The following is an 18,738-nucleotide window of genomic DNA, read 5'->3' on the forward strand; positions in this document are numbered from 1 at the left end:
ATGCAAACATGGGTCATTAAACTCGGTGGTGCAGTACTCAATACAGAAGACGCGGCTAAAGCGTTATTTGAGGCGCTTGCATCGCAAACTCAAGCACAATTTGTCATCGTTCATGGTGGCGGTTCACTAGTTGATAATTGGTTGACTGAGGCTGGTTTTGCTAGTGCGAAACATCAAGGTTTACGCATCAGTCCAAAAGAGCAAATGCCTTATATTGTTGGCGCGCTTGCGGGGTGTGCTAATAAACAATTAATGAGCCAAGCAATTATCGCAGGTCATAAACCGGTCGGGCTTAGTTTATACGAAGCGGGCATTATTTCGTCACAAAAACTCAAAGCGCTTGGTCAAGTTGGTAATTGTGACGGCGGTGTGCAAAGTGTGATACCGGAGTTATTAAAACTTGGTCGTTTACCTCTGGTCAGCTCTATCGGTTTTGGTGAAGATGGCCTTTGGTATAACGTAAACGCTGATGAAGCGGCGGCGGCAATAGCTAAAGAGCTTAATGCGGAAATTATTTTTATGACTGATGTAGAAGCTGTACTTGATGCAAATAAACGGCCGTTACATCAACTTGACACAAACCAGATCAATACTTTAATTGCAGAAGGAGTAATTTTGGGTGGGATGGAGGTCAAAGTTAAGACCAGCCTTCTTGCTGCCCAGCACTTACGACGTGGCGTTTACATTTCGAGCTGGCAAAAGCCAGAAAACTTAATTGCTCTACTCGCGGGTGAGCACGTCGGAACAAAAATTACACCATAGGTTTTATATGTTTAATCATTTTTTATCGGGTCTAGAGTTAGACCAACAAGGCGCACTTAAATTACTTAACTTAGCGCAAAAAATTAAAGCTAACCCAGCTGATTTTAGTCAAGCACTGGCTGGCAAATCGGTGGTTACTTTATTTGAAAAACCAAGCTTACGTACGCGTTTATCATTTGATATAGGTATTAATAAGTTAGGTGGACATGCGGTGTATCTTGATTCACAAAATGGCGCCATGGGCGCACGTGAATCAGTAAAAGACTTTGCATTGAACATTGCCAGTTGGGCTGACGGTATTGTGGCGCGGGTATATCAGCATAAAACATTAACCACACTTGCTGAATTTTCAAGCGTACCTGTGGTCAACAGTTTGTGCGATTTATATCATCCATGCCAAGCACTTGCTGACTTTCTAACACTGCAAGAAGTATATGGCGATGTAAGCCAGCTAAAATTAGCTTATTTAGGTGAAGGCAACAACGTAACGCATTCACTGATGTTACTTGCGGCTACTTTAGGCACCGATTTTGTTGCCGTATGCCCTAAAGGCAGTTCACCAGACTCGCAAATTTTAAAGCAGGCTGAGCAAATTGCCGCAATGAATGGTGCATCAGTGATGGTGAGTGATCGTGTTGAAGCGGCTGTAGGCGCTAACGCAGTGTATGCCGATACATGGGTATCAATGGGCGATGATACGCCACTTGAACAAGTAAAAGAAAAGTACATGCCGTATCAATTAAATGCGGCGTTGCTTAAACAGACTGGGGCTGACACTGTACTGCATTGCCAGCCAGCACACCGTGAATTTGAAATTACTTCTGAGGTAATGGATGGTCCGGCGTCAAAAATTATACAACAAGCAGAAAACCGTATGCATGCGCAAAACGCATTGCTTGTTTCATTATTAAATCCAAATTTTGTGTAAGGTATCACCAATGAGTTCTATTAAAAAAGTTGTATTAGCCTATTCTGGTGGTTTAGATACGTCAGCCATCGTGCCATGGTTAAAAGAAAACTACGGTTGTGAAGTTATCGCGTTTGTGGCCGATGTAGGTCAAGGTGCTGAAGAACTTGAAGGCGTTGAAGCAAAAGCGATCGCATCTGGTGCTTCTGAATGTTATGTAGTTGACTTAAAAGACGAAATGGTAAGTGATTATATTTACCCAACGTTAAAAACCGGTTCAATTTACGAAGGTACTTATTTATTAGGTACGTCAATGGCACGTCCTATTATTGCTAAAGCGCAAGTTGAGATTGCTCGTAAAGTAGGCGCTGATGCACTTTCTCATGGTTGTACAGGTAAAGGTAATGACCAAGTGCGCTTTGAATCTTGTTTTGCGGCCCTTGCGCCTGATCTTCAAGTTATTGCGCCATGGCGTGAGTGGGACTTATCAAGCCGTGAGTCATTACTTGATTACTTGGCAGAGCGTAATATTCCATGTTCTGCATCGGCAACTAAAATCTACAGCCGTGATGCAAACGCATGGCATATTTCTCACGAAGGTGGCGAGCTTGAAGATCCGTGGTGTCAACCAAGTGAGCAAGTGTGGACTTGGACTAGCTCACCAGAGCAAGCACCCAATGAGCCTGAATTTGTTACCTTAAACGTGGTTGAAGGTGAAGTTGTTGCTGTCAATGGCGAGCAGCTTAAACCGTATGACTGTCTAGTTAAACTTAATGATATTGCATCCCCGCATGGTGTTGGTCGTGTTGATATCGTTGAAAACCGTTTAGTGGGCATGAAATCCCGTGGCTGTTATGAAACCCCTGGTGGCACAGTGATCATGGCGGCATTACAAGCGATTGATGAGTTAGTACTTGATAAAGCAAGCCGCAAATGGAAAGAAGTACTGGGCGGCGAGTTTTCACATTTAGTCTATGACGGTCGTTGGTTTACACCACTTAAAGATTCAATCTTAGCGGGCGCAGAAGCGTTATCAACAGTTGCTACTGGCGAAGTTATTCTTAAGCTTTATAAAGGCCAGGTAACAGCGGTTCAGAAAAAATCACCTAATAGCTTATACAGCGAAGATTTTGCAACGTTTGGTGCAGATGATGTTTACGACCAATCGCATGCTGAAGGCTTTATTCGTTTATTCTCGCTTTCAAGCAGAATTTCAGCACTAGCGAAGAAGTAATTTTACTACAGCCCCGTAACAATAAGGCGGGGCAATTTCAGGGTTTGGAGAGATTTCATGGCATTATGGGGCGGACGTTTTTCTACGGGTCCAGATGAGGCGTTTAAACAATTTAACGACTCACTTCCCTTCGATTATCAACTCGCAGAGCAAGATATAGTTGGCTCTGTAGCGTGGGCAGGTGCCCTTAAGCAGGTTGATGTATTAAGTAGTGACGAACACAAAAAGTTAGTCGCTGCATTATATGAATTACTCGACGAAGTAAAAGCTGATCCACAAGCAGTGGCAACGTCAGGAGCTGAAGATATTCACTCACATGTTGAAGCTGCATTGATCGAAAAAGTGGGTGACTTAGCTAAAAAATTACATACCGGACGTAGTCGTAACGATCAGGTCGCTACTGACTTTCGTTTATGGTGTCGTGATACCGCCGCTCACATACTTACGGCGCTTGGTCAGTTAAAAGGTGAGTTTATCGCTTTAGCTGAACGTGAGCTGGGCACTATCTTACCTGGTTATACCCATTTACAACGTGCTCAGCCATTGTTGTTTAGTCATTGGTGTATGGCTTACGTGGAAATGATCGAACGTGATGAAAGCCGTTTAGCAGATGCTAAAGCGCGAATGAATTTTTGCCCTTTGGGCAGTGGGGCACTTGCCGGTACTGCGTACCCAATTGATCGGCAAGCACTTGCCGTGGGGTTAGGTTTTACCGCTGCGACTAAAAATAGTTTAGATGCCGTATCAGATCGTGACTTTGTGGTTGAGCTATTAAGCTGTGCATCAATCTCTATGATCCATTTATCGCGTATGTCAGAAGATTTGATCTTTTATAATTCGGGTGAAGCGGGTTTCATTGAGTTAGCAGATAATGTTACTTCAGGCTCATCATTGATGCCACAAAAGAAGAACCCCGATGCGCTAGAGCTTATTCGCGGCAAAACAGGGCGTGTATTTGGTGCCTTTAGTGCCATGATGATGACGTTAAAAGCACTGCCACTTGCTTATAATAAAGATATGCAAGAAGATAAAGAAGGCTTATTTGATGCCATGCCAACGTGGCTAGCTTGTATTCATATGGCGCAAGCGTGTATCAAAGGTATAAAAGTAAATGGCGAGCGAACGCTAGCTGCTGCGAAAGGCGGGCACTCCAACGCTACAGAGCTTGCTGACTATTTAGTCGCCAAAGGGATCCCTTTTAGGGAAGGTCATCATATTGTTGGTGTGTTGGTACAAATGGCTATCGCACAAGGGAATAACTTAGAAGATTTAAGTTTAGAACAATTCCAATCGGTGCATAGTATTTTTGCACAGGACGTATATGCTGTACTAGAGATAGACGCATGTATAAAAGCGCGCCAAGCACTTGGTGGTACATCTTTAGAGCAAGTTACAGTTGCAGTTAAAGATGCCAAAAAAAAACAGCAAATAACAGTTCGTGACGCTAATCTTGACGATGTAGAGTCAATTGCTAAATTGATCCAGCACTGGGCTACGGTAGGTGAAAATTTACCGCGTGCTAAAAGCGACATGGTACATTCAATCAATGAGTTTGCGGTTACCGAAGTTGCTGGAGAAGTCGCGGGCTGCGCATCACTGTATATTTATGATACTGGTCTTGCTGAAATTCGTTCTTTAGGGATAGATCCTGAAACCGGTATTACTGGGCAAGGTCGTCAGTTAGTTGAACATTTATTAGTTAAAGCCAAAAAATTGGCACTCAATCGCATCATTGTTTTGACGCGAGTACCTGATTTCTTTGAAAAACAAGGTTTCACATTCTGTACCAAAGACAGCTTACCGGAAAAGGTAATGAAAGATTGTGAACTGTGTTTACGCAGAGACAATTGTGACGAAGTCGCGATGGAATTTATTTTGAAGCAAAGTCGGAACGCGGAGATCCCGTGTAAAAATGTAGCTTAAAATCCCTGGATATAAAAAACGTACGGTTATCCCTGTGCGTTTTTTTATGCCTTATCATATCTGGTATGACCTGTTGTGTGGGATGCGCTGTAGCAAATAAAAGATCAAAAAAGATCGTTTTTTAAAATGTTGGATCAGTAATTGCTTATTACTAGATGTAAGATGGCTCAGCGTGAGTTCATCTTTAAAAGCGCCAAGCAGTTATCAGAGCGTTAAAAACAGTGGCTTATTTAATAAGTCATTTATTCAACATTTATTGAAAGGATTAATCTTATGCAAGTTACAGCTAACAGCCAATTACAAATGCAAGCATACAATAATATGCAACAATCAAAGCCAGCACTTGAACAAAGCGCTAGTAATAAAACCCTACAATCTGATACAGTGTCTATATCTAATGAAGCCTTACTAGCGGCTAAAGGTGAAGCTGAAATCCAGCGCGGTGGTGGGGTGATGCTTCCTCGAGATAAAAGGCCTCAATAGGAGTGAAATGTTTTTAACTGAACAATTTGGTTTTTTCTCCCTTTCTGCATTGAGTGCTTGGGGGTTTTTAATGGCATTTTTTTTTAATATCTTTATATACTCTATAGATGTTAAAAGAAAAACTACGCTGTTAATCAGTTCATTTATTATGATGATCTCCTATATGGCAGGGGATCATTTCTTTACATGGCTATCTTCTACTGCAGTCACATATATGCATTGGGCATTATATGATTTTGTGACATTACTATGTTTGGCGGGATGCTATCTCGTTATAAAGAACTCTACACCGTCATTTATTTATCTTGTCTGCGGTTTGTCTATAAATATCCTATTGTTTGTTTCTGTGTATTTAGATGTTCAGGTTTATGAAAATTCAACTTATTGGATTCTTTGGGACATATACTCTTTTGGTGTAAATATCATTGATTTTACAATGATAGTAGCCTTGATTGTCGATCGTGACATTTTAGGTTTAATTAGGCTTAAAAATGCAATTAAAGCATTATTTAAAACACATCACATAAAACACTCCATTTAGCCTATGTTTATAAATGACGTAGTTGGTCCGTACATCGGTGTATTTATCGAGTGGGGATTCTTAATGGTCTTTTTATTAAATTGGGTACTGTACATAAATAACCCCAATAAAAGCATAGTAATACTTTCATTTATAATGGCCGTTTCTTATATAACGAGCGAGCTCTTATATTTAGTGTATTCAATTTATTTGAACTGGTTTATATACGATTTGCTTACTCTTACATGCATTGGATTGTTGATAAGATATCAAAAGATTAGCCCCTCTCCAGTTACTTGCTATATTATGTGTGGGCTTATCTTAAATGCGATTTTAATTGCCGCAATTTATTGCGATATCTATGTGCGTTTAAATTCTGAGCCTTGGTGGCTTTGGTCAGTTTATTCTTTTGGTGTCAATATATGCGATGTGATAATGATAACAGCCTTAGCTATAAATAAAGATTTTTTAGGCTTAAGAAAATTATTACAAAAAGCTAGTATAATCAAGGGCCTAAATAAAAATCAGGCCCTTGTTTCGAAAACTTAAAACCGGTATTCCCAGCTGGTTTTTAATGCGCTGTTGGTATCAGACTCGTTAGCAAGTTCGTCTTTATACACTGAGCCGCTGATCTTCCATAAACCACTAAAAATAGCCTGCTGATAACCAAGCTCTAATTGTAAGCGTTCAAACGTTTCGGCGACTTGGGTCAAGTCGGTGATGTCAGTTTTAAACCAACGTAACTTCGCATAGCCGCCATAACCGTTCATAGTATGATAATGCGCACCTAATACTGCTGATTTACTTTGCTGTGGTGTTGCAGAGCCAATTAACCGATCTTTATGATTATAGGCTTGGGCATAATTAATAAATGCTTCATTAGCATCGTCACAACTAAGTTGGGCTGTACAATCTTGTTGTGTATTTGAATATTCAAAATAGGTTTTTAGTAATTGCTCTTGGCCGCCAAAAAAGCTCTCAACGCCAATTGTATAAAAAGCATCACTTGGCGCTAAGCCACTGTCATTTTTTCCCATTATCTCGGTGTAAAATGCAATCGGTTGCTCTGCTATAGTAGTTGAGTATTTGGCATCTAAGCTTGTTAAGCGTTGCTTATTTGTTATTACTTCCAGCGTATTAGGATTTACTTCTGTATTGGTTAAATAGTCAGAGCCCGCTGAGCTAAATGCAACCTCAAGTCCTGGTAGTGGTGTGCTGGCAAAGCGCATAGCCCAGTAGTCGCCTTTTTCACCATTACTTAAATGTGGTTTTTGTTTTGCGTAAATACCAGTCAACTGCCAGTTACCAATGAATGATAGCCAGCTTGGGCCGACATATTGGGTGTTAGCACGGTTAATTCTTAGCCCTTTCATTGGTGCGGCATTATTCGACAGTAGTAATGCATTGTCGTTACCTGGCCCCCACCAATGGCTTACTTGTTCGGCGCTAACAGACCAATTGCCCATTAATACTGCTAAGTAGCTGCCATGATAGTTTATGTGTTCATCATCAAGTGCCTGATCAGCGTAATTAACACTTACTTTGGCGCTAACACGGTCGCCAGTGATAGAGCCATAGCTATTAATGCCACTTTTTTGTTGATCGCGTTTGCCAAAGCTTTGTTGCAAAGCCGGCTCACTATTGTAGTTAAGCCTCACACCAGAGCTACTGCCTTGTTTAGCGTTCTCTAAGGCATGTTTTACGTGTTGATAAGCAAATCGACTTTGTGTTGATAAACTGCTGCTTTCAATTGTATTTAAATCTCTGGCAATGCCTTGCCACATCAAGGGATAACTATTGATCGGTTGTTTAATCACGCCTTGGTTAAAGAGCATCTCAATTGAGGCTCGTAATAAAGGGTCGTCACTTTCAATCCAAGGTGATGCAAACGCGGGTGTGGCAATCACAACAAGGGTGCTTAAATAGATATTTAACTTCATCCGTGTAACTTTTCCTGTAATGCTTTTACTACAATAGGGTGTACAAACTCACTGACATCGCCTTTATGACGCGCGACTTCTTTAACTAGGGTTGAAGAGATAAATGAGTTCTTTTCAGCTGGGGTTAAAAAAACACTCTCTAAATCAGGATTTAAACGACGATTCATATTGGCAAGCTGAAACTCATAATCAAAGTCAGACACCGCACGAATACCGCGGATCAGTACATTCGCACTATGATCGCGTGCTAAATCAGCTAATAATCCAGAAAAACCGATCACGCTAACGTTATCTAAATGAGTGAGTAAACTATTGGCAATTGCTACCCGCTCATCTAGGCTAAAGCAGGGTTTTTTACTAGGATTGTGAGCAACTGCAACAATTACAGTATCAAACATTTTAGCTGCCCGCTGAATCAGATCTGTGTGTCCATTGGTTAATGGATCAAAGGTGCCAGGATAAATTGCGGTGACTTTCATAAATATCATCTTAGTGTTATTTTGAGGGTTATATTAACAGTCTTTGTTGTCCAGATCAGCCTGCAAATTGCGACTGCATATTTTCATTTGTAAATGAGTTTATTTCAATAAGAAACAATAACTACGAATTATGGATTAGAAATTTTCAAGGTGGTATTTTATTGGATTATATTTGTATATACTGCGCGGCTAATAATACTGAGTGAATTATGGGCATTTACTCTAATAAAAATAATCAGAGTAGCAGGATATGAGTACCAAGGATAAAATAATTACAACCAGCATAATGCTATTTAACCAACATGGCGAGCGTGCGGTCACAACCAACCATATCGCTTCACATATGGGCATCAGTCCCGGTAATCTTTATTATCACTTTAAAAATAAAGAAGACATTATTCGCCATATTTTTGCATTATATAGTAAGCATTTACACACTCAATTTGTGCCAATGGAAAAGCAGGATGAAGCACTAACACACTTAACTGGGTATCTTGATGCTTTGTTTGAGTTGATGTGGCGTTTTCATTTTTTCTATGACAATTTGGGTGACATTTTATCTCGCGACGAAGTACTGAAAAAAGATTATATTGAGTTTCAAGAGGCTTTGTTAAGTCAAGTGCGCGAAATTGTGATTGGCCTGCGTGAAGGTGGGATGATCGCAATTGATGATGAAGATACCGTTGAACTTGCTCATATGCTAAAAATCACCGTCAGTTTTTGGACTCCTTACATTAAAGCCAGACGGTTAAGCGGTGAGTTAATGCAGCAAGATATTTATAATGGTATTTTAAAAGTGTTAGCGCTTTTTAAAGCATTTGGTACCGAGCAAAGTATCCCAAAAATTAACTTGTTACGCGAAAAATACAGTAAATTAGCGGCACAAGCAGAGCCTGTTTAATTAAACGCAGCGGTTGTTTATTTCCTAGACGTTAGATTTTTTGTTATAATCGCGCGCCCAACACGTGGGTGCGTGAATCCTAAATATTGTCTAACGAGTAAACTATGCTTAAATTTATCGTCAAACTCCATCCTGAAATAGCCATTAAAAGCCGCTCTGTGCGTAAACGCTTTACTAAGTTGTTAGAAAACAACATTAAAATTGTGTTACGCAAGCTTGACGAAAAAGTACAAGTACAAAATAACTGGGACAATATATCCGTCGTAACTAAATCAGATGACGCACAAATGCGCCTTGATTTTATCGATGGCTTACAACGGATCCCTGGTATTGTGCAGTTTATTGAAGTGACCGAAACTAACTACGAAAACCTGCACGATATTTACGAAAAAGCGTTAGATATGGTTGGCCACACCGTCGTGGGCAAAACATTCTGTGTACGTTGTAAGCGCCAAGGTAAGCATGATTTCACCTCTACCGATGTAGAGCGTTATGTGGGTGGTGGTTTAAATCAGCACGTCGATGGTGCCAGCGTAAGACTGAAAAATCCTGAAGTAACTATTCGTCTTGAAATTAAAGATGATAAAGCTTACGTCGTAACGCACACCCATCATGGTATGGCCGGTTTCCCATTACCAACGCAAGAAGATGTCTTGTCGTTAATGTCAGGTGGATTTGACTCGGGCGTTGCTAGTTATCAAATGATCCGCAAAGGCGCTCGTACGCACTTTTTGTTCTTCAATTTAGGCGGTGCGGCGCACGAGATTGGTGTTAAACAAGCCAGCTATTATATTTGGAAGCAGTTTAGCTCAACCCATAAAGTTAAATTTATCAGTGTTGACTTTGACCCCGTTGTTGCCGAAATTTTAGAAAATGTTGAAAACAGTCAAATGGGTGTAGTCCTCAAACGTATGATGATGCGTGCAGGCAGCCAAATAGCTGAAAAAATGGGGATTCAAGCGCTCGTTACCGGTGAGAGTCTAGGCCAAGTTTCAAGTCAAACATTAGCCAACTTAAGTGTGATTGACCGTGTTACCGAAACGCTTATATTACGCCCGCTGATCCAACACGACAAACAAGAAATTATAAACATCGCTCGTAAAATTGGCACCGCAGAAATGGCCGAAACTATGCCGGAATACTGTGGTGTGATTTCTAAAAAGCCTACAGTTAAAGCTAAAATTGCCGTAGTAGAAGCTGAAGAGCAAAAGTTTGATTTTGATGTGCTCAATACTGTTATTGAAAACGCACGTATTATGGATATTCGTGACATTGACGTTGAAGCTAAACAAGAGCTAAAAGAGGCCGAGTCAGTTTCTGATTTACCAGCTGATGCAGTTGTTGTTGATATTCGCTCGCCGGAAGAAGAAGATGCAGCACCGCTTGAAATTGATGGGATAGAAGTTGTGCATTTGCCATTTTTCCGCTTAGCGACCAAATTTGCAGACCTACCGCAAGACAAAGACTACTACTTATATTGCACTAAAGGTGTAATGAGTCAGCTACAGGCGCTTATTTTACATGAAAATGGCTTTGCCAATGTTAAAGTTTATCGCCCGTAAGGTTGATAGTTATTAATAACAAGCGCGAGTTAAATCGCGCTTTTTTTATGTCTGATAGCATCGAGTAAAGATTGATTGTGAGGGGTATTAACACCGAGTTGATTACCTTTTTGGCAAATATAACCGCACATCGCGTCAATTTCTGTGATGCGATTATGGGCGATATCTTGATGCATTGATGAGTAATTGTTTTTGGTATCACTCATCACTTGATAGGCGTTCGCCAATGCTTCAGCAAGTCGCACATTAATACCTAGTTTATTTGCTACGGTACACGCTTCGTTTAAGATATTTAAAATTATGCCACTAAACTGTGGTTCAGTCAGTGCGCCATTTTTCACATTGTGCAGCGCACTGAGTGGATTAATAGCAATATTAACGAGTAATTTTTCAAAGCGTAATTGTTGTATATTATTTGTGGTTGTTAATTCAGGAATAGCGTTTAGTAGATTTTTAACTTCAGCGAGTTGTGTTTTTGCTTGCTGGTTACAATCACCTAAAATGCTGCTCCCGATACCAGTATGCAACACACTAAAAGGTGTATCTTTGTAGCCCGCTAAACGTGTTGTTAAAAAATATAGTCCTTGTTGTTTTGTAAGTTCGCTATTTATTTCATCTACATTACCCATGCCATTGTGAGATAAAATCAATTGGCATTGAGCGCTTAAAAAAGGCTTTAGTTGCCTAAATGCGGTGGCAACTTGATATGCTTTAACAGTAAAAATAATAACATCGACTTGGCCGTGCTCGGATAATTGAGTCAGGTTTGTCAGTTGGCAATTAATTGTTTGTTTTGGCGCGTTTGCTTGTTGATAAAAACGAGGTTCGTCAATAGCATGCTTGGTAAGTAGGGTAACCCTGTGCTGTTGACTCAAATAATGGCTATAGAGCAGCCCAATGGCACCATCGCCAACGACGAATATATTAGCCATTTTGATTCTTTTTAAAACGAGAATAAATACCGAACAACAAAAAGAAACTAGCAGCCCCAGAAAAGTCAGCAACAACATCAGCAACAGAGGCGCTACGATAAGGGATTGTGCTTTGCATTAGCTCAATAGCAATGCCATAAAATGCTAATAACACGAGGTGAACGAATACAGGTAGCTTGAATGCTCTGACCATGACGGCTGCCAGAACAAAGAAAATAGTAAAATGTACCAACTTATCTAGGTGAGGCAGTGACGATACCCCAACGCCCCTAAAATCGCGGGCAAACAAAAAGGTAAATACCAGAATACTGATTAAAAATAGGGTTTGATAAACACGCCGAGTCACGAAAAATCCTAAATCGTTTAAAAATAGACCCGTAGTATATCAAACAAATTTCGTATCGCAGCTGAACAAAGCATAGAAAAGTGTAAAGATTTATAAAATTTATATAGTATAATTATCGACAATATAAATTTGAATTAAAAATATCTTGCTAGGAGAGACTTATGCCTTCATTTGACATTGTTTCGGAAGTCGAAATGAACGAAGCAAAAAATGCTGTTGATAACGCTAACCGTGAACTTGAAACTCGCTTTGATTTTAGAGGCGTTGATGCGTCAATAGAGCTTAATGATAAAACCATTAAACTAAAAGCAGAAGCTGATTCACAGGTTATGCAGTTGTTTGATATTTTAGCGAGCAAAATATCAAAGCGCGGTATGGACGTATCAAGTTTAGAGCTGCAAGATATTTCACGTGCGGGAAAAAATGTTTTCCGTAATGTTGCGCTAAAGCAAGGTATCGAAAAAGATATGGCTAAAAAAGTAGTTAAAGCCATTAAAGACTCTAAAGTGAAAGTACAAGCTGCGATCCAAGGCGAAGAAGTACGTGTAACGGGCAAAAAACGTGATGACCTACAAGAAGCCATGCAAGTAGTACGCAGTGCTGATTTAGGGCAACCATTTCAGTTTAAAAACTTTAGAGATTAGAAAGCTAGGAGCTAGGTTTCTAGGTGCTAGAAAAAGCCAAATTGCAGCAATGTAGTTTGGCTTTTTTAGTTTAGAACTTATGGTTATTCCTAGAACCTAGAGTATTTAGATGTATAGCCGTCCATTGACTTTTGTGCTTAAAATAATCACAATAGCGACCTATTTTCAAGGTGCTTGTGGTTACTTTTCAAGGTTGTTGATTAAGTACGGCAAGATAATCGGGAAGTTGGTGGCGTTTATAGGATATAAACGAAGTCCAACACTGCCCCCGCAACGGTGATACATACTTTTAGCTAAATTTATTAGCGAGTTATGTTAAGTCCGGAGACCGGCCTTGAAGTCAATTTACTATCACTTGTGCGGTGGGCGCGGGTCAGGGGATATCATGTTAAACAAATCTACTCTAGGCGTAGCAATTGCCGCTGCGTTGTCTTTTTCTGTGTCTGCAGAGCAATCAATAGAACGCCTGACGGTAACAGCTAATAAATTTGAGCAATCAATTACTGATGTACTTGCCAGTGTAACTGTTATTGAGCGCAGTGATATTGAAACAAGTAATGTCCGTGATTTACCGAGTTTACTAGCAACCCAAGTTGGTTTTCAAATAAATTCCAATGGTGGCTTTGGACAAAGTTCTGGCGTGTCACTTCGCGGTTCAAGCTCGCGACATACACTTATTTTGATTGATGGCGTACGTACGGGCTCTGCAACCCTTGGTTATAAATCAATTAGTAATATTCCTCTTAATTCAATAGAGCGCATTGAAATTGTTAAAGGCTCTCGTGCTGCAGTTTATGGGTCTGACGCGCTCGCTGGTGTGATCAATATTATTACTCGTACAAAGGAATCCGTCAGCCTAGATGCAACATTTGGTACTGATGCTTATCAAAATTATCAAGTTGCAGGTACAACGGTAGTTGATGCTGTTAAAGCGTCGTTTAATGCTGGGTTTGAAAAAACGGATGGCTTTGACGTATTGCAAGGCGTAGCGCCGGATGAAGATGGTTATGAGAACAAAAATTTAGGATTTAATATTCGCTATGCAGATGAGCTGTTAGGTGAGCTTAAAGCGCTGGGTCAATACAGTGAAGGTAATGCACAATACGACAATGCTTTCTCGCCTATTGATAGTATCGTAGAAAATAATGAATTTGAAAATTATCAGCTAGGGCTGGGTTGGGATAAATCCTTTACCGATCATAAGCACTCAATTAATGTTGCTATTGCAACCGATGATTCTGACAACAAAGGCTATGATTACACAGGTGCGATTGTTACTAATAGTTATAAAACAAAACGTAAACAATTTGATTACCACGGCAGTTATAATGCAAGCCAATTTTTAACCGTTAATGGCGGGCTTAATTGGTATAAAGATGAAATATATACCAATGGTAAGGCTTATCTAGCGGATAGCAAAGTAGCTAAAGCTGCATTTCTTGGGGGCTATTTTGATGACAATAAAGTCATTGCAAATTTAGCATTGCGTTTAGATGATGATGAGCAGTTTGGTAATGAAACAACTTACGCCGCAGCTGTTGGTTATCACTTAAATAAGCGTGCAACACTTAGATTGAGTCAAAGCACGGGCTTTAAAGCGCCAACATTTAATGATCTTTATTTTCCTGACCCTTTATCTCCAGGTAATCCAAATTTAGCACCAGAGACATCAACTAACCAAGAGTTAGGTTTGAGTTTAGACTTTTCTCAGGCAAAGCTTGATATATCAATATTCAGAAATAATATTGAAAACCTAATTGCATGGGCACCTAATGCAGCTGGTAAATGGCAGCCAGAAAATATAAATGAAGCACGCCATGAGGGTGTTGAGTTTAGCTTTGCCAATAAAGTACTTGGTTTTGATAATCAGTTTAATTTTACTTATTTAAATGCTGAAAATACCGAAACGGGTGTAGCACAAACTTATGTTTCACCACGTACTGTGAACTGGTTTGTTGCGAAGCAGTGGGGCGATTTTGATGCCGGTTTTGATATGCAGTACCGTAGTGATCGTCAAGGTAAAGTAACAGAGCTTAGTTCTTATACGTTATGGAACTTAACTGCAAATTATCAATTTAACAGTGCGCTTTCATTTTCTGCTCGTGTTGAAAACTTATTTGATAAGCAATACAACGCGGTTGACTCAAGTATGGATTATGCAACTGGCGAAGTGTTTTACTACAATACAGTTGACCGTCGCTTCTTTGTTGGCGCCAGCTACCAGTTCTGATCTCGTTCTAGCTTAAATAAAAAAGCCCGACACCTTTGTTTGTCGGGCTTTTTTATATTTAGATGAAAATGCTTATTTAGCACTTTGCTTAGTTTACTAAAAACTGTTTATAGTCTTTTTCAAACTTTTTCAGCTTTGGTGCTATCAATAAACTGCAATAGCGTTGCTCAGGGTTTTCGTTGTAGTAGTCTTGGTGATACTGCTCTGCAGGGTAGTAAGTGGTTGCAGGGCTAACTTCAGTGACGATATCTTCGCGTATTTGGCTTTGTAATTTTGCAATATATTGATTAGTTTGCGCTTGCTGCTCGCTATCATGATAATAAATCACACTTCGATATTGGGTACCTATATCATTACCTTGGCGGTTTAGCTGAGTGGCATCATGCAGGGTAAAAAACATCGCCAGTAAGGTTTCATAGCTTATCAGGTTACTGTCAAACTTAATCTGTACAACCTCTGCGTGGCCGGTGAGGCCAGTGCAAATTTGTTTATACGTAGGCTCAGTTGTTTCGCCGCCAGTATAGCCAGAGCTTACTTGTAAAACGCCTTTCACGCGCCTAAACGCGGCATCAATACACCAAAAGCAGCCACCACCAAATGTTGCTGTTTCATTTGTTATACTCATTAGTTGTTCCTTAAAGCTATTAAATTACACGGATGATCTAGCGTATCAGAAGAACGAGCAAGGTGGTTTATTATTTCATTTAATTACAGCAGGGAAGTGTGTGGAAGTGAAAAGTAGCGTTGCTATGGGTTTGCAACGCTACGATGAGATTAAAGCTCTTTTAGCGGCCTTTCAGCTTCTTGTTGGTTGAGCTTTTGTTGTAAAAACTCAGGAGACTGAGTATTGCGAGCCAGCGCATAGTACGCCGCAGGAACAACAAATAGCGTAAGTATGGTTGCTACAATAACGCCAGTAAACACCACTACACCAATTACCATACGGCTCTCTGCACCAGGGCCTGAGGCTAGCACTAGTGGCACCGCACTCATTACCGTAGTCAAAGAGGTCATAATAATTGGTCGCAATCTTTGGGTTGCTGCTTGTAAAATAGCTTCACTAAACTCTACGCCTTTATCGCGCAATTGATTGGTAAATTCGACAATCAATATACCGTTCTTAGCACTAAGACCAATCAGCATTACAATGCCTATTTGGCTGTAAATGTTTATGGTTAGTCCTGCAACCCATAAACCAAACATTGCGCCCATCAAACCCAGTGGCACAGTGAGCATGATCACAAAGGGGTGCATAAAGCTTTCAAACTGAGCGGCTAAAACTAAGAAGGTAACAGTAAGCGCTAGAATGAAAACATACGTCATCGCTGAGGCACCTTCATAATATAATTGCGATTCACCTTTATAATCAATGGCGCCATCAATTTCGTTTTCTTCCATTGCCACTTTATTTAAAAAGTTAAGCGCTTCTTCAAGGGTGTAACCATCGGCGAGGTTAGCGCTCAAAGTAATAGCACGCATTCGGTTGTAACGATTTAGCCTTGATGCAGTGGCTTCTTCTTTTAAGCTAATTAAGCTATCTAGAGGAACCAGTTCACCACTGCGTGATTTTAAGTAAATATTTGATATATCAGTAGGATCAGCAAAGTCAGCTTTGGTGCCTTTTAAGATCACATCGTATTCTTCACCACGGTCAATAAAGGTGGTAACACGGCGTTGCCCTAACATGGTTTCAAGGGTGCGGCCAACATCCGAAACTGAAATCCCTAAATCCGCCGCTTTGTTTTTATCGATACTGATCAAAAACTGCGGGAAGGTTTCTTTGTAGTCATGGTCAATACGCACCAGTCCTGGGTTTTTCTCTGCACGTTCAATGATCCGGTCTCGCCAATCAGCTAATTGTGCATAATCATTACCTTGCAGGACAAACTCAATGGGCCGTGATGAGCCACCGCCACCAATACCACGGCGCATAATAGCAAAAGCGCGCACATCGGTGACTTCAGTCATTTTTGCACTGATCTCATCCATTACTTCCCAAGTTGAACGTTTACGTTCATCCCAGTCAGCCATACCAACAATTGCTACACCACCGCTGCCACCCCAGCCAGGTACGCGCACCAGCACTCGGCTTAGTTCGCCCGCTTCGGAATAAGGCATTAAACGTTCTTCAATTTTTGCCATGTTGGCGGCGTTATTTTCATAACTTGCCCCTTCAGGGCCACTCATCATGATAAAGAAAGTACCACGGTCTTCTTTTGGCGTAAGTTCTGAAGGAATTTGTTGGAACAGTAAATAACTAACAAAACCAGCCAGCAGTAGGGTGATTGTTAAACCACCTGAACGCGTCATATTTGAGCGTAAAGAGTTTTTATAACTTTGCTCAATCTTACTAAAGATACGGTCCATCCATTGGCTGAATTTACTCTCTTTTGAGGATGGTTTGAGTACTAATGAACACAACGCTGGCGAGAGTGTTAATGCGGTAATGCTTGAGAAGAATACCGCAGCGCTGACGGCCATCGCAAACTCGGTAAATAATGCGCCGATACGGCCATCCATAAATACCAAAGGCACAAACACCGAGATCAGCACTAAGGTGGTGGCAATAATTGCAAAGCCAACCTCACGGGCGCCACGATAGGCGGCTAGTAGGGCCGGTTCGCCCAGTTCGATACGCCGGTGAATGTTTTCTAGCATTACAATCGCGTCATCAACAACCAAGCCAATTGCTAGCACCAGCGCCAGTAGTGTCAATAAGTTAATTGAATAACCCATCGCCAGTAAGAACATAAAGCTACCAACCAACGCAACTGGGACTGTTACCGCTGGGATCAAGGTAGCGCGAATGTTCCCTAAAAATAAGAAGATAATTAATACCACCAAAGCCATTGAAATAGCCAAGGTACTGTAAACCTCGTTAATCGATTCTTTAATAAATATTGACGAGTCATAGCTGTCTTGAATAGTGGTGCCTTCTGGCAGATTACGTTTGATTTTTTCAAGTTCAGCACGGGCATTATCGACCACGGTAAGTGTATTGGCCTTAGCTTGTTTAACAATACCAAGGCCAACCATGTTGCGGCCATTACCACGGAATAAGCTTTCATCGTCAGCGGCTTCTAAGTTTACATCAGCAACTTCACCAAGACGAACTAAGTAACCATCGTCACCACGTTTAATTACCAAGTTTTTAAAGTCTCGCTGCTCTTTATAACTACGCGCTGTTCGTACGGTAAAATCACGGTCGATAGATTCAATTTCACCAGCTGGTAGCTCAACATTTTCAGTTCGTAGGGTGTTTTCTATGTCACTACTGGTTATGCCACGAGCAGCCATTGCTTGGCGATTGAGCCAAATTTTCATGGCATATTTACGTTCACCACCAACACGCACATTGGAAACACCATCTACCACAGCTAAACGGTCGACAATAAAGCGCTGTGCATAATCAGACAGTTGCAATGAATCCATCGTGTCGCTATTGAGTAAAAACCAAGCAATAGGGCTTTCATCACTGTTAGATTTAGATACTTCTGGCGGGCGTACTTGCTCAGGGAGGCTATCTAGTGCGCGCGCTACACGTTCGCGGACATCGTTTGATGCGGCATCAATATCACGGCTGATATTAAATTCAATGGTAATATTTGAGCGACCATTTCTACTTGATGAATTAATGCTTTTAATACCTTCGATACCGGAAATACGGTTTTCCAGTACTTGGGTTATTTTTGTTTCTATGATCTCGGCTGAGGCACCCGTATATTCAGTGCTTACACTGACTATTGGTGATTCAATATCAGGATATTCGCGCAGCGGTAACATCGAAAAAGCCACTAAACCAAAGGTTAGTAACAGTAGGTTAATTACAATTGCAAAAACGGGGCGTTTGACACTGGTATCAGTAATTTTCACAG

At 40.7% G+C, this 18,738-nt stretch carries 17 protein-coding genes and 1 riboswitch; of the genes, 11 read left to right on the top strand and 6 right to left on the bottom strand.

The features are described 5' to 3' along the window. From argB to H5232_RS03855, 7 genes are all read left to right on the top strand, one after another. Positions 1–762 (top strand): acetylglutamate kinase, encoded by a 762-nt coding sequence (gene argB / locus H5232_RS03825; RefSeq protein WP_182739879.1) that lies wholly within the window; start codon positions 1–3, stop codon positions 760–762. Positions 763–769: 7 nt separating this feature from the next. Next, positions 770–1,690 carry an ornithine carbamoyltransferase gene (locus H5232_RS03830; protein ID WP_145235120.1) on the top strand — a complete coding sequence of 307 codons (921 nt, stop codon included), beginning with the start codon at positions 770–772 and terminating at the stop codon, positions 1,688–1,690. Positions 1,691–1,700: 10 nt separating this feature from the next. Continuing rightward, positions 1,701–2,903: an argininosuccinate synthase gene (locus tag H5232_RS03835; protein WP_145235122.1), complete on the top strand. Its 1,203-nt coding sequence runs from the start codon at positions 1,701–1,703 to the stop codon at positions 2,901–2,903. Between the two features lie 57 nt (positions 2,904–2,960). Continuing rightward, positions 2,961–4,826 (top strand): argininosuccinate lyase, encoded by a 1,866-nt coding sequence (gene argH / locus H5232_RS03840; RefSeq protein WP_149981380.1) that lies wholly within the window; start codon positions 2,961–2,963, stop codon positions 4,824–4,826. Between the two features lie 273 nt (positions 4,827–5,099). After that, positions 5,100–5,309, top strand: coding sequence for a hypothetical protein (locus H5232_RS03845; protein WP_149981379.1), 210 nt, complete (start codon positions 5,100–5,102; stop codon positions 5,307–5,309). A 7-nt stretch (positions 5,310–5,316) separates the two neighbouring features. Continuing rightward, entirely contained in the window at positions 5,317–5,850 is a 534-nt protein-coding gene (locus H5232_RS03850; protein ID WP_149981378.1) for a hypothetical protein, read from the top strand. 63 nt (positions 5,851–5,913) lie between these two features. After that, positions 5,914–6,378 carry a hypothetical protein gene (locus H5232_RS03855; RefSeq protein WP_182830573.1) on the top strand — a complete coding sequence of 155 codons (465 nt, stop codon included), beginning with the start codon at positions 5,914–5,916 and terminating at the stop codon, positions 6,376–6,378. Here the strand turns inward: H5232_RS03855 and H5232_RS03860 are convergent. Next, the gene (locus H5232_RS03860; RefSeq protein WP_182739881.1) at positions 6,375–7,769 is read right to left on the bottom strand and encodes a capsule assembly Wzi family protein; all 1,395 of its coding nucleotides are present in this window, start codon (positions 7,767–7,769) and stop codon (positions 6,375–6,377) included. The genes H5232_RS03855 and H5232_RS03860 overlap by 4 nt on opposite strands. Further along, entirely contained in the window at positions 7,766–8,248 is a 483-nt protein-coding gene (gene coaD / locus H5232_RS03865; RefSeq protein ID WP_145235133.1) for a pantetheine-phosphate adenylyltransferase, read from the bottom strand. Before coaD ends, H5232_RS03860 begins: the two co-directional genes overlap by 4 nt. Before the next feature lie 250 nt (positions 8,249–8,498). Between coaD and H5232_RS03870 the strand changes: the two genes are divergently transcribed. After that, complete coding sequence (locus tag H5232_RS03870) at positions 8,499–9,149, top strand: TetR/AcrR family transcriptional regulator (RefSeq protein ID WP_149981376.1); 651 nt, start codon at positions 8,499–8,501, stop codon at positions 9,147–9,149. Positions 9,150–9,253: 104 nt separating this feature from the next. Then, positions 9,254–10,711 carry a tRNA uracil 4-sulfurtransferase ThiI gene (thiI, locus tag H5232_RS03875; RefSeq protein WP_182718375.1) on the top strand — a complete coding sequence of 486 codons (1,458 nt, stop codon included), beginning with the start codon at positions 9,254–9,256 and terminating at the stop codon, positions 10,709–10,711. A gap of 29 nt (positions 10,712–10,740) precedes the next feature. Here thiI and H5232_RS03880 read toward each other — a convergent pair whose 3' ends face one another. Together H5232_RS03880 and H5232_RS03885 are read right to left on the bottom strand one after the other, a co-directional pair. Beyond that, positions 10,741–11,643 carry a ketopantoate reductase family protein gene (locus H5232_RS03880; protein ID WP_182767659.1) on the bottom strand — a complete coding sequence of 301 codons (903 nt, stop codon included), beginning with the start codon at positions 11,641–11,643 and terminating at the stop codon, positions 10,741–10,743. Continuing rightward, positions 11,636–11,989, bottom strand: a complete 354-nt coding sequence (locus tag H5232_RS03885; RefSeq protein ID WP_149981373.1) for a VanZ family protein — start codon at positions 11,987–11,989, stop codon at positions 11,636–11,638. The genes H5232_RS03880 and H5232_RS03885 overlap by 8 nt, the downstream gene beginning before the upstream one ends. A gap of 161 nt (positions 11,990–12,150) precedes the next feature. On the opposite strand from H5232_RS03885, the gene H5232_RS03890 reads away from it, so the two are divergent. Continuing rightward, a complete protein-coding gene (locus H5232_RS03890) occupies positions 12,151–12,633 on the top strand; it encodes a YajQ family cyclic di-GMP-binding protein (protein ID WP_149981372.1) in 483 nt (160 codons plus the stop codon). Positions 12,634–12,806: 173 nt separating this feature from the next. After that, positions 12,807–12,985: riboswitch (cobalamin riboswitch) on the top strand. Between the two features lie 33 nt (positions 12,986–13,018). Next, positions 13,019–14,863, top strand: coding sequence for a TonB-dependent receptor domain-containing protein (locus H5232_RS03895; RefSeq protein WP_182718373.1), 1,845 nt, complete (start codon positions 13,019–13,021; stop codon positions 14,861–14,863). Positions 14,864–14,951: 88 nt separating this feature from the next. Here the strand turns inward: H5232_RS03895 and msrA are convergent, their stop codons facing one another. Together msrA and H5232_RS03905 are read right to left on the bottom strand one after the other, a co-directional pair. After that, positions 14,952–15,488, bottom strand: a complete 537-nt coding sequence (gene msrA, locus H5232_RS03900; RefSeq protein ID WP_182718372.1) for a peptide-methionine (S)-S-oxide reductase MsrA — start codon at positions 15,486–15,488, stop codon at positions 14,952–14,954. A gap of 149 nt (positions 15,489–15,637) precedes the next feature. Continuing rightward, positions 15,638–18,736, bottom strand: a complete 3,099-nt coding sequence (locus H5232_RS03905; RefSeq protein WP_182739883.1) for an efflux RND transporter permease subunit — start codon at positions 18,734–18,736, stop codon at positions 15,638–15,640. Positions 18,737–18,738 lie beyond the last annotated feature (2 nt).

Origin of the sequence: Pseudoalteromonas sp. SG41-5 (assembly GCF_014164495.1) — a bacterium.
In the GTDB taxonomy this organism is placed as follows: Bacteria; Pseudomonadota; Gammaproteobacteria; order Enterobacterales; family Alteromonadaceae; genus Pseudoalteromonas; species Pseudoalteromonas rhizosphaerae.

What these genes read in the sequence shown, in the direction of transcription:
- argB (WP_182739879.1), top strand. Translation starts at nt 1, where the DNA reads ATGCAAACATGGGTCATTAAACTCGGTGGTGCAGTACTCAATACAGAA.
- H5232_RS03830 (WP_145235120.1), top strand. Translation starts at nt 770, where the DNA reads ATGTTTAATCATTTTTTATCGGGTCTAGAGTTAGACCAACAAGGCGCA.
- H5232_RS03835 (WP_145235122.1), top strand. Translation starts at nt 1,701, where the DNA reads ATGAGTTCTATTAAAAAAGTTGTATTAGCCTATTCTGGTGGTTTAGAT.
- argH (WP_149981380.1), top strand. Translation starts at nt 2,961, where the DNA reads ATGGCATTATGGGGCGGACGTTTTTCTACGGGTCCAGATGAGGCGTTT.
- H5232_RS03845 (WP_149981379.1), top strand. Translation starts at nt 5,100, where the DNA reads ATGCAAGTTACAGCTAACAGCCAATTACAAATGCAAGCATACAATAAT.
- H5232_RS03850 (WP_149981378.1), top strand. Translation starts at nt 5,317, where the DNA reads ATGTTTTTAACTGAACAATTTGGTTTTTTCTCCCTTTCTGCATTGAGT.
- H5232_RS03855 (WP_182830573.1), top strand. Translation starts at nt 5,914, where the DNA reads ATGGTCTTTTTATTAAATTGGGTACTGTACATAAATAACCCCAATAAA.
- H5232_RS03860 (WP_182739881.1), bottom strand. Translation starts at nt 7,769, where the DNA reads ATGAAGTTAAATATCTATTTAAGCACCCTTGTTGTGATTGCCACACCC.
- coaD (WP_145235133.1), bottom strand. Translation starts at nt 8,248, where the DNA reads ATGAAAGTCACCGCAATTTATCCTGGCACCTTTGATCCATTAACCAAT.
- H5232_RS03870 (WP_149981376.1), top strand. Translation starts at nt 8,499, where the DNA reads ATGAGTACCAAGGATAAAATAATTACAACCAGCATAATGCTATTTAAC.
- thiI (WP_182718375.1), top strand. Translation starts at nt 9,254, where the DNA reads ATGCTTAAATTTATCGTCAAACTCCATCCTGAAATAGCCATTAAAAGC.
- H5232_RS03880 (WP_182767659.1), bottom strand. Translation starts at nt 11,643, where the DNA reads ATGGCTAATATATTCGTCGTTGGCGATGGTGCCATTGGGCTGCTCTAT.
- H5232_RS03890 (WP_149981372.1), top strand. Translation starts at nt 12,151, where the DNA reads ATGCCTTCATTTGACATTGTTTCGGAAGTCGAAATGAACGAAGCAAAA.
- H5232_RS03895 (WP_182718373.1), top strand. Translation starts at nt 13,019, where the DNA reads ATGTTAAACAAATCTACTCTAGGCGTAGCAATTGCCGCTGCGTTGTCT.
- msrA (WP_182718372.1), bottom strand. Translation starts at nt 15,488, where the DNA reads ATGAGTATAACAAATGAAACAGCAACATTTGGTGGTGGCTGCTTTTGG.